The organism is Glutamicibacter arilaitensis Re117 (assembly GCF_000197735.1).
Taxonomy (GTDB): Bacteria; Actinomycetota; Actinomycetes; order Actinomycetales; family Micrococcaceae; genus Glutamicibacter; species Glutamicibacter arilaitensis.
In genome coordinates, this window is record NC_014550.1 from 2,658,340 (window position 1) to 2,675,073 (window position 16,734).

Consider the following 16,734-nt stretch of genomic DNA (forward strand, 5'->3'; position numbering starts at 1 on the left):
AGTCTAGCATTAATCCACCGAGCCACCATGTACAGTAAGCTATCTCACCGATCAGGCCGCCCTTGGCCCCCAGCGCCCTCGAACGGCTTGGGTAGTGATCACGCTACCGGGCTTAGCTGAACGCCGCAGGTCCAGTAGATGAAAAGCGCCTGAATCCCGCGGCCTAGCGCACCTCTGCCGGCCATGGGCCCTGGCCATTTTCCTCTTGAAAATGACTAGATGAGCTTTCTCCCAGATGATTCATCTACTACTATTCTTGCGCCCGGCAGTGCACTTGTACCCCGGTTGCAGATCACAAGAACTAGTGCGCTTAAATGACTGATGCCTGCCCGCACAATGTGCAGACAGGCATCAGATCAAACTACCTTACGGTGTCAGCTCTTCCGGTTTAGCGGAAGTCCGAGCCGTGGTCGTAGTCGTCCATCGAGATGGCACGGAATTCAGGCGACAGCCCGCCTTCCAATGCATCGTCGTACAGACCCGAGGAGAAGGCCGAGGTACCGGTGAACAAAGTTGCCTTTGCTTCGTCGGTAGGCTCAACGTTGACCTGGGTGTAGCGATCCAGACCGGTACCGGCCGGGATCAGCTTACCGATGATCACGTTTTCCTTCAGACCGCGCAGTGGATCTTCCTTGCCTTCCATCGCAGCCTGAGTCAGGACGCGAGTGGTTTCCTGGAAGGAAGCAGCCGACAGCCACGAATCGGTGGCCAGCGATGCCTTGGTAATACCCATCATCTCGTCACGGCCGGCAGCTGGACGCTTGCCTTCCGAAACGGCCTTGCGGTTCGCAGCGGTGAAGCGCGAACGATCGGCCAACTCGCCTGGCAGCAAGTCGGTCTCGCCGGACTCGATCACGGTGACGCGACGCAGCATCTGGCGGACGATGACTTCCACGTGCTTATCGTGGATGCCTACACCCTGGGACTGGTACACATCCTGGACTTCGCGGACCAGGAACTTCTGCGCTTCACGTGGGCCCAGGACTCGAAGAACCTGCTTCGGATCCAGGGTACCGCTGGTCAGCTGGGTACCTGCTACGATGCTTTCGCCCTCTTCAACCAACAGGCGAGCACGACGCAGAACCGGGTAGGCCTGCTTCTCGTCGCCGTTGTCTGGAGTAACTACAACACGCAGCTGCTTTTCGTCGTCTTCGATCGACACGCGACCGGTAACCTCAGACATCGGAGCCACACCCTTAGGGGTACGGGCTTCGAACAATTCCTGGATACGAGGCAGACCCTGGGTGATATCGTCAGCCGACGCTACACCACCGGTGTGGAAGGTACGCATGGTCAGCTGGGTACCAGGCTCACCGATGGACTGTGCGGCGATAATGCCAACAGCCTCGCCGATGTCCACGGTCTTGCCCGATGCCAGCGAACGGCCGTAGCACAGTGCACAGGTTCCAACAGCCGAATCACAGGTCAGTACGGAGCGAACGCGGATTTCATCCACGCCTGCAGCGTACAGTTCGTCGATCAGCGCATCGCCCACATCCGAACCGGCGGTAGCCAGTACGGTGCCTTCGGCGTTCTTCACGTCGGTAGCCAGCGTACGGGTGTAAGCCGAGTTCTCCACGGTTTCGTGCTTGATGCGGATGCCTGCAGTGTTATCTGCAATGGCAACGGTCAAGCCGCGCTTGGTACCGCAGTCCTCTTCGCGGACGATAACGTCCTGCGAAACGTCTACCAGACGACGGGTCAGGTAACCGGAGTTTGCGGTCTTCAGTGCGGTATCGGCCAGGCCCTTACGCGCACCGTGGGTTGCGATGAAGTACTCCAGAACCGACAGGCCTTCACGGTAGGAAGACTTGATCGGGCGAGGAATAATTTCACCCTTAGGGTTGGACACCAGGCCACGGATACCGGCAATCTGACGCAATTGCAGGTAGTTACCACGAGCCTTGGAAGTCACCATACGGTTAATGGTGTTCAGCTCTTCCATGCCGTTCTTCATGGCCTCGGCAACCTCATCGGTAGCCTTGGTCCAGATGTCGATCAGGTCCTGGCGACGTTCGGTATCTGCAATCAGACCCTTGTCGTAGGAAGCCTGGACCTTGGCGGCCTTCTCCTCGTAAGGAGCCAAGATGGCTGCCTTGTCCATGTTCGAGGTGATGTCCGAGATCGCCACGGTGACACCTGAGCGGGTCGACCAGTAGAAACCGGCGTCCTTCAGGTTATCCAGGGTGGCTGCGGCAATAATCTTCGGGTAGCGCTCTGCCAGATCGTTGACGATCTCCGAGAGTGCATCCTTGCCAGCTACGGTGGCTACCCAAGGGTAGTCCGCAGGCAGGGTGTCATTGAACAGCACCTGGCCAAGCGAGGTATCCAGCAATGCCGGGGTACCTGGCTCCCAGCCCTCAGGGGCCGGCTGGTCTGCCGAAGGAACAAAGTTCTCCACGCGGACCTTGATCGGTGCATTCAGGTGCAGCTCTCCCAGATCCTTGGCCATGATGGCCTCGGAAACGGTTGCGAACACGCGACCGGCGCCAACTTCGTTGGCACGCTTGGTGGTCAAGTGGTGCAGACCGATGATCATATCCTGCGAAGGCTGTGCCACTGGGCGGCCATCGGAAGGCTTCAAGATATTGTGCGAGGACAGCATCAAGATGCGTGCTTCAGCCTGTGCTTCTGGGCTCAGCGGCAGGTGTACTGCCATCTGGTCACCGTCGAAGTCAGCGTTGAACGCGCCACACACCAGTGGGTGCAGCTGCAGTGCCTTACCTTCAATGAGCTGTGGCTCGAAGGCCTGGATGCCCAAGCGGTGCAGGGTCGGTGCACGGTTCAGCAGTACCGGGTGCTCGGTGATGATCTCTTCGAGAACATCCCAAACCTGTGGACGGTAGCGCTCAACCATGCGCTTAGCCGACTTGATGTTCTGTGCATGGTTGAGGTCAACCAGGCGCTTCATCACGAAAGGCTTGAACAGTTCCAGAGCCATCTGCTTAGGCAGACCACACTGGTGCAGCTTCAGCTGCGGGCCAACCACGATGACCGAACGGCCCGAGTAGTCAACGCGCTTGCCGAGCAGGTTCTGGCGGAAACGACCCTGCTTGCCCTTGAGCATGTCGCTCAGGGACTTCAGTGGACGGTTGCCCGGACCGGTGACCGGACGGCCACGACGACCGTTATCGAACAGCGAGTCAACAGCTTCCTGCATCATGCGCTTTTCGTTGTTCACGATGATCTCTGGCGCACCGAGATCAAGCAGGCGCTTGAGGCGGTTGTTGCGGTTGATCACGCGACGGTACAGGTCGTTGAGGTCCGAGGTAGCGAAACGGCCACCGTCGAGCTGGACCATTGGGCGCAGTTCTGGTGGGATCACCGGAACGGCGTCAAGGACCATGCCCTTAGGCGAGTTGCCGTTGACCAAGAAGGCGTTAACAACCTTCAGGCGCTTCAGTGCACGAGCCTTCTTCTGGCCCTTGCCGTTTTCGATGATGGTCTTCAGCTCTTCAGCTTCGCCGGCCAAGTCGAAGTTCTCTAGGCGCTTCTGGATGGCTTCTGCACCCATGGAGCCTTCGAAGAACAGTCCGTACTTCTCACGCATGGTGCGGTACAGGCCTTCATCGCCTTCAAGGTCAGCGACCTTCAGGGTCTTGAAGCGTTCCCATACTGCACGCAGACGCTCGGCTTCAGCCTTAGCGCGCTTGTCGATCTGCAGCACGGTCTTCTCAGCCAGGGTGCGGGCCTTGTTCAGCTCCGCGTTCTTGGCGCCGTCAGCTTCCATGCGCTCCAGCTCGGCTTCCAAGTCGGCTGCAACAGCCTTCTTGTCAGCTTCTGCGTTGTTCGCAAGGTTGCGCAGTTCCAGATCGTGCTGGGCCTGCAGGTTAGGCATTTCGGCGTGGCGACGCTCTTCGTTGACCGAAGTGATCATGTAGGCAGCGAAGTAGATGACCTTTTCGAGGTCCTTCGGAGCCAGATCAAGCAGGTAGCCCAAGCGCGATGGAACGCCCTTGAAGTACCAGATGTGGGTCACTGGAGCAGCAAGCTCGATGTGGCCCATGCGTTCACGACGAACGTTCGCACGGGTCACCTCAACGCCACAACGCTCGCAGATGATGCCCTTGAAGCGCACGCGCTTGTACTTACCGCAGTAGCATTCCCAGTCACGGGAAGGGCCGAAGATCTTTTCGCAGAAAAGACCGTCCTTCTCCGGCTTCAGGGTGCGGTAGTTAATGGTTTCCGGCTTCTTGACCTCGCCGTAGCTCCATCCACGGATTTCATCCGCGGTGGCAAGGTTGATTCGCATGAGGCCGAATGAGGAATCGCTGGACATATGGTCCTTTTCTCTCTTCTGTGGTGTCTGAAGTCGATACGAATGAGGGTTGAATTCTCGGCCGCTGCCTGCACGTTCAGCGCAGGCAGGGCGTCAAATTAAACTTCCTCTACGGAGTTCGGCTCCGACCGGGAAAGGTCGATGCCCAGCTCTTCAGCGGCGCGGAACGATTCCTCGTCCGACTCACGCATTTCGATAGTGTTGCCGTCGGTACCAAGTACCTCAACGTTCAAGCACAGCGACTGCATTTCCTTGATGAGCACCTTGAACGATTCCGGAACACCTGGCTCTGGAACGTTCTCGCCCTTGACGATAGCTTCGTAGACCTTCACGCGGCCGTGGATATCATCCGACTTGATGGTCAGGATTTCCTGCAGCGTGTAAGCGGCACCGTATGCTTCCAGTGCCCAAACTTCCATTTCGCCGAAGCGCTGGCCACCGAACTGTGCCTTACCACCCAGTGGCTGCTGCGTGATCATGGAGTATGGACCGGTGGAGCGGGCGTGGATCTTGTCGTCCACCAAGTGGTGCAGCTTCAAGATGTACATGTAACCCACGGATACTGGATCCGGCAGTGGATCACCGGAGCGGCCGTCGAACAACTTCGCCTTGCCAGAGTTGCCAATCAGGCGAACACCGTCACGGGTCTTGTTGGTCGCATCCAGGATTCCGCGGATTTCCTCTTCCGAGGCACCGTCGAAGACCGGGGTGGCCACAGTGGTGGAACCGGACTCGCGTGGCAGGTTCGGCAGATCGCGGACCCATTCAGGCTCGCCTTCAATGGTCCAACCCTGCTTGGCAGCCCAACCCAGGTGGATTTCCATAACCTGACCGACGTTCATGCGGCCTGGAACACCCAGCGGGTTCAAGATGACATCCAAAGGAGTGCCGTCTTCCAGGAATGGCATGTCTTCCAGCGGCATGATGCGCGAGATGACACCCTTGTTACCGTGACGGCCTGCAAGCTTGTCACCAATGGAGATCTTGCGCTTCTGTGCCACGTAAACGCGGACCAGCTGGTTCACGCCTGGGGACAGGTCATCGTCGTTGTCGCGGTCGAAGATGCGAACACCAATGACGGTGCCGGACTCGCCGTGCGGAACCTTCAGGGAAGTATCGCGAACTTCGCGGGACTTCTCACCGAAAATGGCACGCAGCAAGCGCTCTTCCGGGGTCAGCTCGGTCTCGCCCTTAGGGGTGACACGGCCTACCAGTACGTCGCCGGCTTCAACTTCAGCACCGATGTAGACGATGCCGCGGTCATCAAGCTGGGAGAGGATATCTTCCGAGACGTTCGGGATGTCGCGGGTGATTTCCTCAGCACCGAGCTTGGTGTCGCGAGCGTCAACTTCATGCTCTTCGATGTGAATCGAGGTGAGCACGTCATCGAAGATCATGCGCTGGGAGAGGATGATCGCATCCTCGTAGTTGTAGCCTTCCCACGACATGAATGCCACGAGCAGGTTCTTGCCCAGGGACAGCTCACCGGAGTCGGTCGACGGACCGTCAGCGATGATCGACTGGTACTCCAGGCGGTCGCCTTCGGAAACGCGAACGCGCTGGTTGTAGGCGTTGCCCTGGTTCGAGCGTGCGAACTTCATGATCGGGTACATCGACTCGGTGCCGTCATCGTTCATGACAACAACCAGGTCAGCAGAAACCTCGGTCACTACGCCTGGCTTGGAAGCCACCACGGAGTCGCCGGCGTCAACCGCGGCGAACTTCTCCATGCCGGTACCAACCAGCGGACGCTCGGACTTCAGCAGCGGCACAGCCTGGCGCTGCATGTTGGCGCCCATCAGTGCACGGTTGGCATCGTCGTGCTCGAGGAATGGAATCAGTGCGGTTGCAACCGAAACCATCTGGCGAGGCGAAACGTCCATGAAGGTTACTTCAGCGGAATCGACGATAACAGGCTCGCCGCCACCGCCCTTTTCACGAACCAGCACGGTCTCTTCAACGAAGCGGCCGTTCTCATCCAAAGGCGCGTTGGCCTGTGCGATGTAGTGCTGCAGCTCGTCATCGGCGGTCAGGTAGTCGACCTCGTTGGACACGACGCCATTGGCAACGCGGCGGTACGGGGTTTCGATGAAGCCGAAGGAGTTGATGCGGCCGTAGGTTGCCAACGAACCGATCAGACCAATGTTCGGGCCTTCGGGAGTTTCAATTGGGCACATGCGTCCGTAGTGCGACGGGTGAACGTCTCGAACTTCCATGCCTGCGCGGTCACGGGACAGACCACCTGGGCCCAGAGCCGACAAGCGACGCTTGTGGGTCAGGCCGGCCAGTGGGTTGTTCTGGTCCATGAACTGCGAGAGCTGCGAGGTTCCGAAGAACTCCTTGATGGCAGCTACGACAGGGCGGATGTTGATCAGGGTCTGCGGGGTGATTGCCTCGACGTCCTGGGTGGTCATGCGCTCGCGCACAACACGCTCCATGCGGGACAGGCCGGTGCGGACCTGGTTCTCGATCAGTTCGCCAACTGCGCGGATGCGGCGGTTGCCGAAGTGGTCGATGTCATCGACGTTCACAGGAACATCGACGATCTCGCCCTTGCGGGTGCCCTTGACGCTCTTCTCCCCGGCGTGCAGCGCAACGAGGTAGCGGATCATGGCAACGAGGTCATCAAGCGAGAGAACCGAAGCGTTCTCAGCGTTGACCGGAGTCTCCACGCCCAGCTTGCGATTGATCTTGTAACGGCCAACCTTGGCCAGATCATAGCGCTTAGGCTCGAAGTACATGTTCTTCAGCAGTGCCTGTGCGGCTTCAACCGTTGGAGGCTCGCCTGGACGCAGCTTGCGGTAGATGTCCAGCAAGGCTTCGTTCTGATCCTTGATGCTGTCCTTTTCCAAGGTAGCGCGCATCGAATCGTACTGGCCGAACTCAGACAGGATCTGCTCTTCGGACCAGCCAAGGGCCTTGAGCAAAACGGTTACCGACTGCTTGCGCTTGCGGTCAAGGCGTACGCCAATCTGGTCGCGCTTGTCGATTTCCAGCTCGAACCATGCACCACGCGATGGGATGATGCGTGCCGAGTAGATCGTCTTGTCACTGGTCTTGTCCGGTGCGGACTCGAAGTACGCACCTGGGGAGCGAACCAGCTGGGAAACAACGACACGCTCGGTGCCGTTGATGATGAAGGTGCCCTTCTCGCTCATCAGCGGGAAATCGCCCATGAACACGGTCTGCTGCTTGATTTCGCCGGTTTCATTGTTCATGAATTCAGCCTTGACATACAGCGGTGCCGCGTAAGTGGCGTCGCGGTCCTTGCACTCTGCAATCGAGTACTTCGGATCAGCGAACTCCGGCTCCGAGAAGCTCAAGGACATGGTGTCCTGGAAGTCCTCGATAGGGGAGATTTCCTCGAAGATTTCTGCCAGGCCCGAGGTGTTAGGCACGCTGAAGTCGCCAGCGGCTTCTGCCTTGGCCAGGCGCTCTACCCAGTTCTGGTTGCCGACGAGGCGGTCAAAGCTCTCGGTCTGCAATGCCAGCAGGTTAGGCACTTCAAGGGGCTCGTGAATCTTTGCAAAAGAAAGTCGGCCAGCGTATGCAGCATCGCGGGCCGAACTAGCGGTTTGGTTGTTAGGGTTGCTCGAGGCGACCAAGATGGATCCTTCCAAAGACCGTCAGGTTTCCGAACGCTTACCGTGCTAAGGTTCCTGCCATAGGACAGTTCCTCTTTTTTCGTCCGCACGAACCCACCGCTATATGAAGGCCGCGCGCAAACAGCAAGGCGCAAATTTCTACTCTACCGGAGGAAAATCCGGTTGTCGATACTCGGTGCAGAAATTCGTGCTATAGTTTTCGCCCCCTCTTTCGCCCGGGGCACCATTGCGTTCTGACTGCCGAGCTCTAGCAACTCCCCCAAGCGAATCCTGCGCGGATTTTGATTCATATTTACCCAAATGATCCCCTTGTTTTCGGCGATCTGAGGAAATCATTGAAATTCAGCTCGCAGCCAATGCGCTGTCCGTTTTTCGAATTTCTGTGGCACATATGTGTTTTGTCACATCTGTGCAAACAAGGCGGAAAACGCCAGTTTTTGCGCCTCTTCGGTACCTGCTCAAGGTTTTTTGGCAATAATTTTAAACCGCTTCTGCCGGTCATTGCTCCCTGCTCCCCAGCTGAGTTAAGCCCTGGCGCCGACGTGTGTCTGGTGGCTTCTTGTAGGACCACTAGCTATGATCGAGCAAACATCCACGGTTAAGGAGAAGAAGTGAACAAGCTGCAGTCAGATGAAGCACTCACCCGAGTTACCCTGGACGCTTCGCGCCGGAATGTACCGATTGAGATTGTGCCGCGCGAGAAGGTGAGCTCGTTGGAAGAAGCTGCCGATGCTTTAGGCATCTCAGCCTCCGCCCTGCTCAAGACCCTTGTGATCAAGAAATCCGACGATACGTTCGTTTTCGCTCTGATCCCGGGCGGCCGGAAACTTGATTGGGCCAAGCTGCGCACGGTGATTGGCGTCAACAAGCTTTCGTTACCGCCATCGGATATCGCATGGGATGTCACGCACTACGAACCCGGAACCATCACGCCCTTCGGCTCGCATACGGTGCTGCCGGTTTATATCGATGCCACCGTCTTTGATGAGCCGGTCCCAGAACATATCGGCTTGGGCAGTGGGGACCGCACCCATGGCTTGCTGGTTCGGGCTAAGGATCTGGTTAGCGGATTTGATGCCAAGATTGTTGATATTTCGACTCCGGAATAGCCAGCTCCGGCTTGGCCAAGGCCTTCTTCGCCCAGCTCCGGGCCATGGTCAAGCCGTTGATGGTCGCATTGCGCAGTGGCAGTCCAAAGGGTTGTTCAACGTAGCGGGCCACCAGATACGCAACAAAGAGCATCAGCACCATCAACCCGGCCAGCAAAACGTACTTGTTGACCACGTCGTGCAGCTGGTTGATCAGCCACCAGCCCCATAGCTGGTGGATCAGGTACAGCGGGTAGGTCAGTGAGCCTGCCACTGCTAGCCATTTGCCCTGGACGTTTTTCAGCGGGGTCAGGGTACACACCGCGAGCAGTACGACGCACAACACTGCTAGCAGCTGGAAATGCCATGCCGGAATATCCAGACCGGAAAGGAAGTCCGCGTCCTTGCGGCCCTTGATGCCGGTGAAATAGGCGGCGATGGCAGTATTGCCGGCAACCATTGCCCAGCGAAGCGCACTGTGTCCGTTTTGGTAGATCAGGTACAGCACCATGCCAGCTGCGAACAGGGCCGCATATTCACCAGCGATCCACTCCTGAAGCGAGTCCAGGTTGGTGAAGTGCAGATAGAGGCCTAGTGCGGGCCAGATGCCCGCCAGCCAGAGAATGTGCCTGTTCTTCACCAAACCGAAGGCCAACAGCACCGCAAGCAAGATGTAGAAGCGCAGTTCCACCCAGAGGGTCCAGTAGACCCCGTCCATATCCGTTACTCCGAAGCCCGCCTGCATCATGGTCAGGTTCGGCAGGATATCACTGGCCGAGCGGCCTTCATTGCCGGTGGGCCAGATGCGAAGCGAGATCACTGCTGCGGCGATTACCGCCAGCCAATAAGCCGGATAGAGCCGGCCTACACGTGAGCCGATGAAACCTATGACGTTTTTGCCCTGCAGGGACATCAGAATGACAAAGCCGGAGATCAGGAAGAATAACGGGACACCGAGCTGTCCGTAGCGAGTGAATTCCGAAAGGACCGGCCAGTACTCTGCGGCCTTGGTCCCCCAGTGCTCATGTCCCCATGCCGTGTAGTGGTATAGGACGACAATTAGCGCAGCTGTAATTCGCAAAGCGTCTAGGAGTCCTAGCCGCGGTGCTGGCTTGTGGGTCTGGGTAGCTACAGTTTTTGACACATATTCACTGTATGCAATGAACTTGAATGAACCCTGTTAATAGAAACGTTATAAACAATTGCTAAGGTTTATACCGTTTAACGGCCAAAGGCCCACAGACTTTCGTCTGTGGACCTTTAGCAATAAGTTGCGAGTGACCGCGGAACTTACTTAACCGAAACGGTTGCGCCGGCAGCTTCGAGAGCTTCCTTTGCCTTCTCGGCTGCGTCCTTTGCAACACCCTCAAGCAGAGCCTTTGGAGCAGCGTCAACGAGCTCCTTAGCTTCCTTCAGGCCCAGGGAAGTCAGTGCGCGAACTTCCTTGATAACTGCGATCTTCTTGTCGCCAGCCGACTCGAGTACTACGTCGAATTCGGTCTGCTCTTCAGCAGCAGCTTCGCCGCCTGCAGCTGGACCAGCAACTGCAACAGCAGCAGCGGTTACGTCGAAGGTCTCTTCGAATTCCTTAACGAACTCGGAAAGCTCGATGATGGTCATTTCCTTGAATGCGGAAAGCAGCTCTTCGTTGCTGAGCTTCGCCATGGTGGGCGTCCTTTCGGTTTTTGGCCTTGAGGGCCGATGAATTTGGGTTTACGTTGCGAGAGAACTCGAAAGCTTAGGCTTCTGCCGGAGCTTCCTCGGCGGCTGCGCCACCGTTCTCGTCGAGCTTTGCACGCAGAGCTTCGACAGCGCGGGCAGCAGCCGAAGCTGGAGCCTGCAGCACTGCTGCAACGCGGGCGAGCTGAGTTTCGCGGGACTCCAGAGCAGCCAGAGCGGCGATGCCGCTCTGATCCAGTGCCTTGCCTTCGAACCAACCGGTCTTGATGACCAGCTTGTCGTTAGTCTTGGCGAATTCCGTGAGGCTCTTAGCGGCAGCAACTGCGTCGCCCTTAATGAAGGCGATTGCGGTTGGACCAGAAAGCTGGTCATCGAATGCATCGATGCCGGCGTTCTTCGCTGCGATTGCGGTCAAGGTGTTCTTTACGACTGCGTACTTGGTCTCCTGACCAAGCGAGCGGCGCAGATCCTTGAGCTGTGCAACGGTAAGCCCACGGTATTCGGTCAAGACAGCCGCCGACGAATCGTTGAATTCCGTAGTGATTTCTTCAATCGCTGCAGTCTTGCTTGGGGTTGCCATAACACTCCTTCCGGGGATTTGTTCGGTACCGTTTCAAAACCGGCGAGGCCATAAAAATAGCCCCGCGCAGGAGCACAGGGCGTTTCAACTAATTCAAGTCAAAAAATCTATGTAACCTGCGTTGGTCATCCTTGCGGATCTTTAGGAACATCTGGAAACCAAATGTTCAACCGACGGTCTTCGGTAGTTCTAGTTTATAGGAGCCATCAAGCCCACAGCAAATTAAGCCCGGAAGCAAAACGATGATCCTGGTCACTAGACGCATTAAATTAGTGTGGCGGGACTCAGATACCAACGCTTGGGGAACGCGGATAGTAAGTCCCGCCGATACAAAAGCTTTGGGGAAACTTTCATATCTCATCCGCGTAGGGCCTTGGGGGATCCATACGCGGACGACCGAGGTTCTCGGTAGTCCAAGGTTATCACCGGGCGCCGGCTGGCACGAAACTCGCAGGAAGTATTCAGCGACCGGAGCAATTCCAAAGATAGGTGGCTTAAAAGGTTGAGGAGCACACCGATAATCGGTATGCTCCTCAACTTCGTCAGCTTTTAGGCTTAGGCCTCAACACGGGTTACGTTCGCGTCAACAGGGATACCTGGACCGAAGGTAGTAGCGATGGTTGCCTTCGAGATGTAGCGACCCTTCGAAGCCGAAGGCTTCAGGCGCAGAACCTCGTCCAATGCAGCTGCGTAGTTCTCGGTCAGCTGCTGAGCGTCAAACGAAACCTTGCCAATGATGAAGTGCAGGTTCGAGTGCTTGTCAACGCGGAAGTCGATCTTGCCGCCCTTGATGTCGTTAACAGCCTTAGCAACATCCATGGTTACGGTACCGGTCTTAGGGTTTGGCATCAGGTTACGAGGACCCAGTACCTTACCCAAGCGGCCAACCTTGCCCATGAGGTCAGGGGTTGCAACTGCTGCGTCGAAGTCGGTCCAGCCGCCCTGAATCTTTTCGATCAGGTCGTCCGAGCCAACGAAGTCGGCGCCAGCTTCACGAGCTGCTTCTGCCTTGTCGCCGTTAGCGAATACAACCACGCGAGCTACCTTACCGGTACCGTGTGGAAGGTTTACGGTACCGCGAACCATCTGGTCTGCCTTGCGTGGGTCAACACCCAAGCGGAAAGCAACCTCAACGGTCGAGTGACCCTTGTCGCCTGCGATCTCCTTAGCCAGGGCAATTGCCTCGGCTGGAGCGTAGAACTTGTCGGCATCGATCTTAGCCGCGGCGGCTACGTATGCTTTGCTGCGCTTTGCCATCTGCGTTATCTCCTTATGCAGTCGTGGTCATATGGACCGCGCCCGGTCCTGCCACGGGCGAATCGACCAATGGATCGAAACGCCTTAGTTTAAATTCTTTGTTGCTGTTCACCAGGTGAATAGCGGAAGGCGGAATTAGCCTTCTACGGTCACACCCATGGAGCGGGCGGTGCCGGCGATGATCTTAGCTGCAGCAGCCAGATCGTTTGCGTTCAGGTCTGCCATCTTGGTGCTGGCGATTTCTTCAACCTGAGCCAAGGTAAGGTTTGCAACCTTGTCGGTGTGTGGAACACCCGAACCCTTTGCAATGCCAGCAGCCTTCTTGATCAGCTCAGCTGCAGGAGGAGTCTTGGTGATGAAAGTGAACGAACGGTCTTCGTATACGGTGATCTCAACTGGAACAACGTTACCGCGCTGCGACTCGGTCGCTGCGTTGTAAGCCTTGCAGAATTCCATGATGTTGACGCCGTGCTGACCAAGGGCTGGACCGATTGGAGGAGCTGGGTTAGCAGCACCTGCCTGGATCTGCAGCTTGATGAGTCCGGTGACCTTTTTCTTTGGGGCCATGTCGGGTCCTTCTACTCTTGCGTTTCCCGCGGCACAGGAGCGTGGCACGGGGATCTGGCTATCGTGGCGCGACAGCCAAGCGCGCTCTCATACCGATAAGCGACCGATATGGAGCACGAAGACTTAATACTACTGGATCTTGGTGACCTGGTTGAAGTTCAAGGTCACTGGGGTCTCGCGTTCGAAGATCGAAACCAGTACGACCAGCTGTGCGGCATCCAGCTTGATTTCCGAGATGGTTGCCGGCATGGTTTCGAACGGTCCGTCGTTCACGATGACCGATTCGCCAACCTCGAAGTCCACGGTGACCTCAGTAATTGGAGCACGGCCTGGCTTCGAAGCCGAAGGCTGCTCTACTGGGTCAACGATGGTGTGTTCCAGCATGGAGAACACTTCATCAAGGCTCAATGGGTTTGGATCGTGGGCATTGCCAACGAATCCGGTAACACCTGGAGTGTGTCGAACAACACCCCACGAAGCGTCGGTCAGCTCCATGCGAACCAGGACGTAGCCCGGGATGCGCACGCGGCGAACGATCTTGCGCTGAGTGTTCTTGACCTCGACGACCTCTTCCATTGGAACCTGGATATCAAAGATGAATTCATCCATGTCCTGGGTCTGGATACGAGTCTCGAGGTTGACCTTCACGCGGTTTTCGTAGCCAGCGTAGGTGTGGATAACAAACCAGTCACCTGGAAGACGACGCAGCTTGGCGCGGAATTCTTCCTTGAGCTTGGCTACGTTGCCTTCGCCGTCAGCGTCTTCAGCGTCCTCGGCTTCAGCTTCGGTTTCGTCGGCTTCGCCTTCGATTACCTGAGCGTCTTCAGCGTCCTGTGCTGGTGCTTCGGTTGGGTCGACGTCAGCTTCAACAGCTGGCTCAACCTGATCGCCGGCGGCTTCAACGAACTCGTTTTCGACCTCGTCATTAATCTGCGGTTCGAGTTCCTTGTCGGACACTGCAGCTCCTGCTTTCTTTGACTGAATGACACTAAATTGCCTCGGGGTAATCATACCTCCGAGGCAACAAAATTACTGTTCGACCTGCTTGGTGAACAGGAGGATCGAACCTTGCCCGAAGACAAAGTCCAGGGCCGTCACGATCAGCATCACCACGACCACGAAGCCGACAACAACCAGGAAGTAATTCACCAGTTCGCTGCGGGTCGGTGTGACGACCTTCTTAAGTTCGGCGATTACCTGACGGAAGAACAAGAAGATTCGGGCAAAGAAACCCAACTTCTGTCCGCCCTTACCTGAGCTCAGAGCAGATTCGGTCATGTTCTTCCTCGTTTCAAAAATTTGGCCAGTTGAAACAATCACGGTGTGCCATAGTCTATTCGACTGCAACACACCGTGATGAGATAATTCGCTAAGCGATAAATCGCTACTGCGCAGGGCAGACAGGACTCGAACCTGCAACCTGCGGTTTTGGAGACCGCTGCGCTACCAATTGCGCCACTACCCTTCGGAGCTTTTTACTGCTCCCACCTAGAACATCTTAGCGGATCCAACAAGTTGCTTTCTCCGTTCCGATGTCTCGGCAACGAGAAATAACTTTACGCAACGAAATGGGAATTGTCGAACTGACAACCTCCGGTGTGGCGCAGAACGCACTCTTGGGCACTGTTTCGCACCATATTGTGTCATTTTCACTTTTGGGATGCTCAAGTGCACTCGCGCGAACTAAACTGGGAACTAACAGCTGTCCCCATAGATCTCAGGACGAATCCCTAATGTCTCGCATTTCTCGCCGCATCGGCGCAATCTCCGAATCCGCGACTCTCGCAGTAGATGCCAAGGCGAAGGCACTCAAAGCAGCAGGTCGACCAGTCATCGGTTTCGGTGCCGGTGAACCCGACTTCCCCACCCCCGGCTACATTGTTGAAGCAGCAGTCAAAGCGGCTCAGGATCCAAAGAACCACCGCTACTCCCCTGCTGCCGGCCTGCCAGAGCTTCGCGAAGCAATCGCAGAAAAGACTCTGCGCGATTCGGGCTACGAGCTGAAGGCCAACCAGGTACTGGTGACCAATGGCGGCAAGCAGGCGGTGTACAACACTTTCGCAACCCTGCTTGATCCAGGCGACGAGGTCATCGTTCCGGCTCCGTACTGGACCACCTATCCGGAGGCCATCCAGCTTGCCGGCGGCAAAGCCGTTTCGATCTTCGCCGGCCCCGAGCAGGGCTACAAGGTCACCGTCGAGCAACTCGAGTCGGTACTGACCGAACGCACCAAGGTGCTGCTGTTCGTCTCCCCGTCGAATCCAACCGGTGCGGTCTACACCCCGGAGCAGGTTCGCCAGATCGGCCAGTGGGCTGCTTCCAAGGGCCTGTGGGTAGTGACCGACGAAATCTATGAGCATCTAACCTACGGTGATGCTTCCTTCAGCTCCATCGCCACTTTGGTCCCAGAACTTGAAGACCGCGTGGTCATCCTCAACGGCGTGGCCAAGACCTACGCCATGACCGGTTGGCGCGTGGGTTGGATGGCCGGTCCTGCCGACGTCATCAAGGCCGCAACCAATCTGCAGTCCCACGCCACGTCCAACGTTTCCAACGTTTCCCAGCGTGCGGCCCTAGCAGCAGTGGCCGGTCCACTGGATGCGGTGAACGAAATGAAGGTTGCTTTCAACCGCCGCCGCCTGGCCATCGTCGAGTCGCTGAATGCAATTGACGGCCTGCACTGCCCAACCCCTGAAGGCGCGTTCTACGCATACTCGGATGTCCGCGGCCTGTTGGGTCGGGAAATTCGTGGCGTAGTGAACAACACCAGTGCAGAACTGGCCGCTTTCATTCTGGAACAGGCCGAAGTTGCTGTAGTGCCTGGTGAGGCCTTCGGTCCTTCTGGCTACATCCGCATGTCCTACGCCTTGGGCGATGCAGATCTCGCAGAAGGCGTATCGCGCATGGCCAAGCTGCTGGGCGAAGCCAAGTAACCAAGTAGCAACGCTGAAGAAGCCGGGCAGTCCAGGATGATGGACTGCCCGGCTTCTTTGCTTCTACCTGAGGGGCTCAGAGGATCTTGCGATCCACTGCCCAACGGGTCAATTCATGGCGATTAGAAAGCTGGAGCTTGCGCAGCACATTGGAGACATGCGATTCAACGGTCTTCACCGAAATGAACAGTTCCTTGGCCACTTCCTTATAGCTGTATCCGCGGGCAATCAGCCGCATTACCTGCAATTCCCGGTCCGAGAGCAAATCAAGTTCTTCATCAATTTCCGCCACCGGAGTGCTGCTGCCAAAGGCATCGAGCACGAACCCGGCCAAACGCGGGGAGAACACCGCGTCTCCCCCGGCCACACGGCGCACCGCATCAGAAATCTCAGCCCCGGAAATGCTCTTGGTCACATACCCGCGTGCCCCACTGCGGATCACCGTCACCACGTCCTGAGCCGCGTCGGACACGCTCAACGCTAAGAACCGGGTGCTTCCCAACAGGCCCGTGCAGCCCTTGAGCACTTCTGCCCCGCCACCGCCACGACCCCCGGGCAGGTGCACGTCCAAGAGCACCACATCCGGTTGCTGTTCGTGGATCACCTTGATGGCTTCTTCCACGGTGCCAGCTTCCCCGGCAATCTCAATGTCGTGGGCTAAATCGGCACGCAGCCCGGAACGGAAAATAGCATGGTCATCGACCAGCACTACGCGGTAGGTCTTGACGGGATTTTCTGTGCTCAT

General features: G+C 57.1%; 12 protein-coding genes and 1 tRNA gene. 2 read left to right on the plus strand and 11 right to left on the minus strand.

Annotated elements, in window-relative coordinates; translation table 11 throughout:
• Positions 1–388: 388 nt before the first annotated feature.
• Together AARI_RS12765 and rpoB are read right to left on the minus strand one after the other, a co-directional pair.
• Positions 389–4,279: a DNA-directed RNA polymerase subunit beta' gene (locus AARI_RS12765; RefSeq protein WP_013349695.1), complete on the minus strand. Its 3,891-nt coding sequence runs from the start codon at positions 4,277–4,279 to the stop codon at positions 389–391.
• A gap of 98 nt (positions 4,280–4,377) precedes the next feature.
• Complete coding sequence (gene rpoB, locus AARI_RS12770; RefSeq protein ID WP_013349696.1) at positions 4,378–7,884, minus strand: DNA-directed RNA polymerase subunit beta; 3,507 nt, start codon at positions 7,882–7,884, stop codon at positions 4,378–4,380.
• Positions 7,885–8,495: 611 nt separating this feature from the next.
• Here rpoB and AARI_RS12775 point away from each other — a divergent pair.
• On the plus strand, positions 8,496–8,993 hold the full coding sequence (locus AARI_RS12775) for an aminoacyl-tRNA deacylase (RefSeq protein ID WP_013349697.1): 498 nt from the start codon (positions 8,496–8,498) through the stop codon (positions 8,991–8,993).
• Here the strand turns inward: AARI_RS12775 and AARI_RS12780 are convergent.
• From AARI_RS12780 to AARI_RS12815, 8 genes are all read right to left on the minus strand, one after another.
• On the minus strand, positions 8,947–10,053 hold the full coding sequence (locus tag AARI_RS12780; protein ID WP_157867150.1) for an acyltransferase family protein: 1,107 nt from the start codon (positions 10,051–10,053) through the stop codon (positions 8,947–8,949). The genes AARI_RS12775 and AARI_RS12780 overlap by 47 nt on opposite strands.
• Positions 10,054–10,262: 209 nt before the next feature.
• Positions 10,263–10,637, minus strand: a complete 375-nt coding sequence (rplL, locus tag AARI_RS12785) for a 50S ribosomal protein L7/L12 (protein ID WP_013349699.1) — start codon at positions 10,635–10,637, stop codon at positions 10,263–10,265.
• 73 nt (positions 10,638–10,710) lie between these two features.
• The gene (gene rplJ / locus AARI_RS12790) at positions 10,711–11,232 is read right to left on the minus strand and encodes a 50S ribosomal protein L10 (protein WP_013349700.1); all 522 of its coding nucleotides are present in this window, start codon (positions 11,230–11,232) and stop codon (positions 10,711–10,713) included.
• 555 nt (positions 11,233–11,787) lie between these two features.
• Complete coding sequence (gene rplA / locus AARI_RS12795) at positions 11,788–12,489, minus strand: 50S ribosomal protein L1 (RefSeq protein WP_013349701.1); 702 nt, start codon at positions 12,487–12,489, stop codon at positions 11,788–11,790.
• 135 nt (positions 12,490–12,624) lie between these two features.
• Positions 12,625–13,056, minus strand: coding sequence for a 50S ribosomal protein L11 (gene rplK / locus AARI_RS12800; protein ID WP_013349702.1), 432 nt, complete (start codon positions 13,054–13,056; stop codon positions 12,625–12,627).
• Between the two features lie 129 nt (positions 13,057–13,185).
• The gene (gene nusG / locus AARI_RS12805; protein ID WP_013349703.1) at positions 13,186–14,013 is read right to left on the minus strand and encodes a transcription termination/antitermination protein NusG; all 828 of its coding nucleotides are present in this window, start codon (positions 14,011–14,013) and stop codon (positions 13,186–13,188) included.
• 72 nt (positions 14,014–14,085) lie between these two features.
• A complete protein-coding gene (gene secE / locus AARI_RS12810) occupies positions 14,086–14,334 on the minus strand; it encodes a preprotein translocase subunit SecE (protein WP_013349704.1) in 249 nt (82 codons plus the stop codon).
• A gap of 114 nt (positions 14,335–14,448) precedes the next feature.
• Positions 14,449–14,521, minus strand: a tRNA-Trp gene (locus AARI_RS12815).
• 268 nt (positions 14,522–14,789) lie between these two features.
• Here AARI_RS12815 and AARI_RS12820 point away from each other — a divergent pair.
• Positions 14,790–15,989: a pyridoxal phosphate-dependent aminotransferase gene (locus tag AARI_RS12820; RefSeq protein ID WP_013349705.1), complete on the plus strand. Its 1,200-nt coding sequence runs from the start codon at positions 14,790–14,792 to the stop codon at positions 15,987–15,989.
• Positions 15,990–16,065: 76 nt separating this feature from the next.
• Here the strand turns inward: AARI_RS12820 and AARI_RS12825 are convergent, their stop codons facing one another.
• Positions 16,066–16,734: a LuxR C-terminal-related transcriptional regulator gene (locus AARI_RS12825; RefSeq protein ID WP_013349706.1), complete on the minus strand. Its 669-nt coding sequence runs from the start codon at positions 16,732–16,734 to the stop codon at positions 16,066–16,068.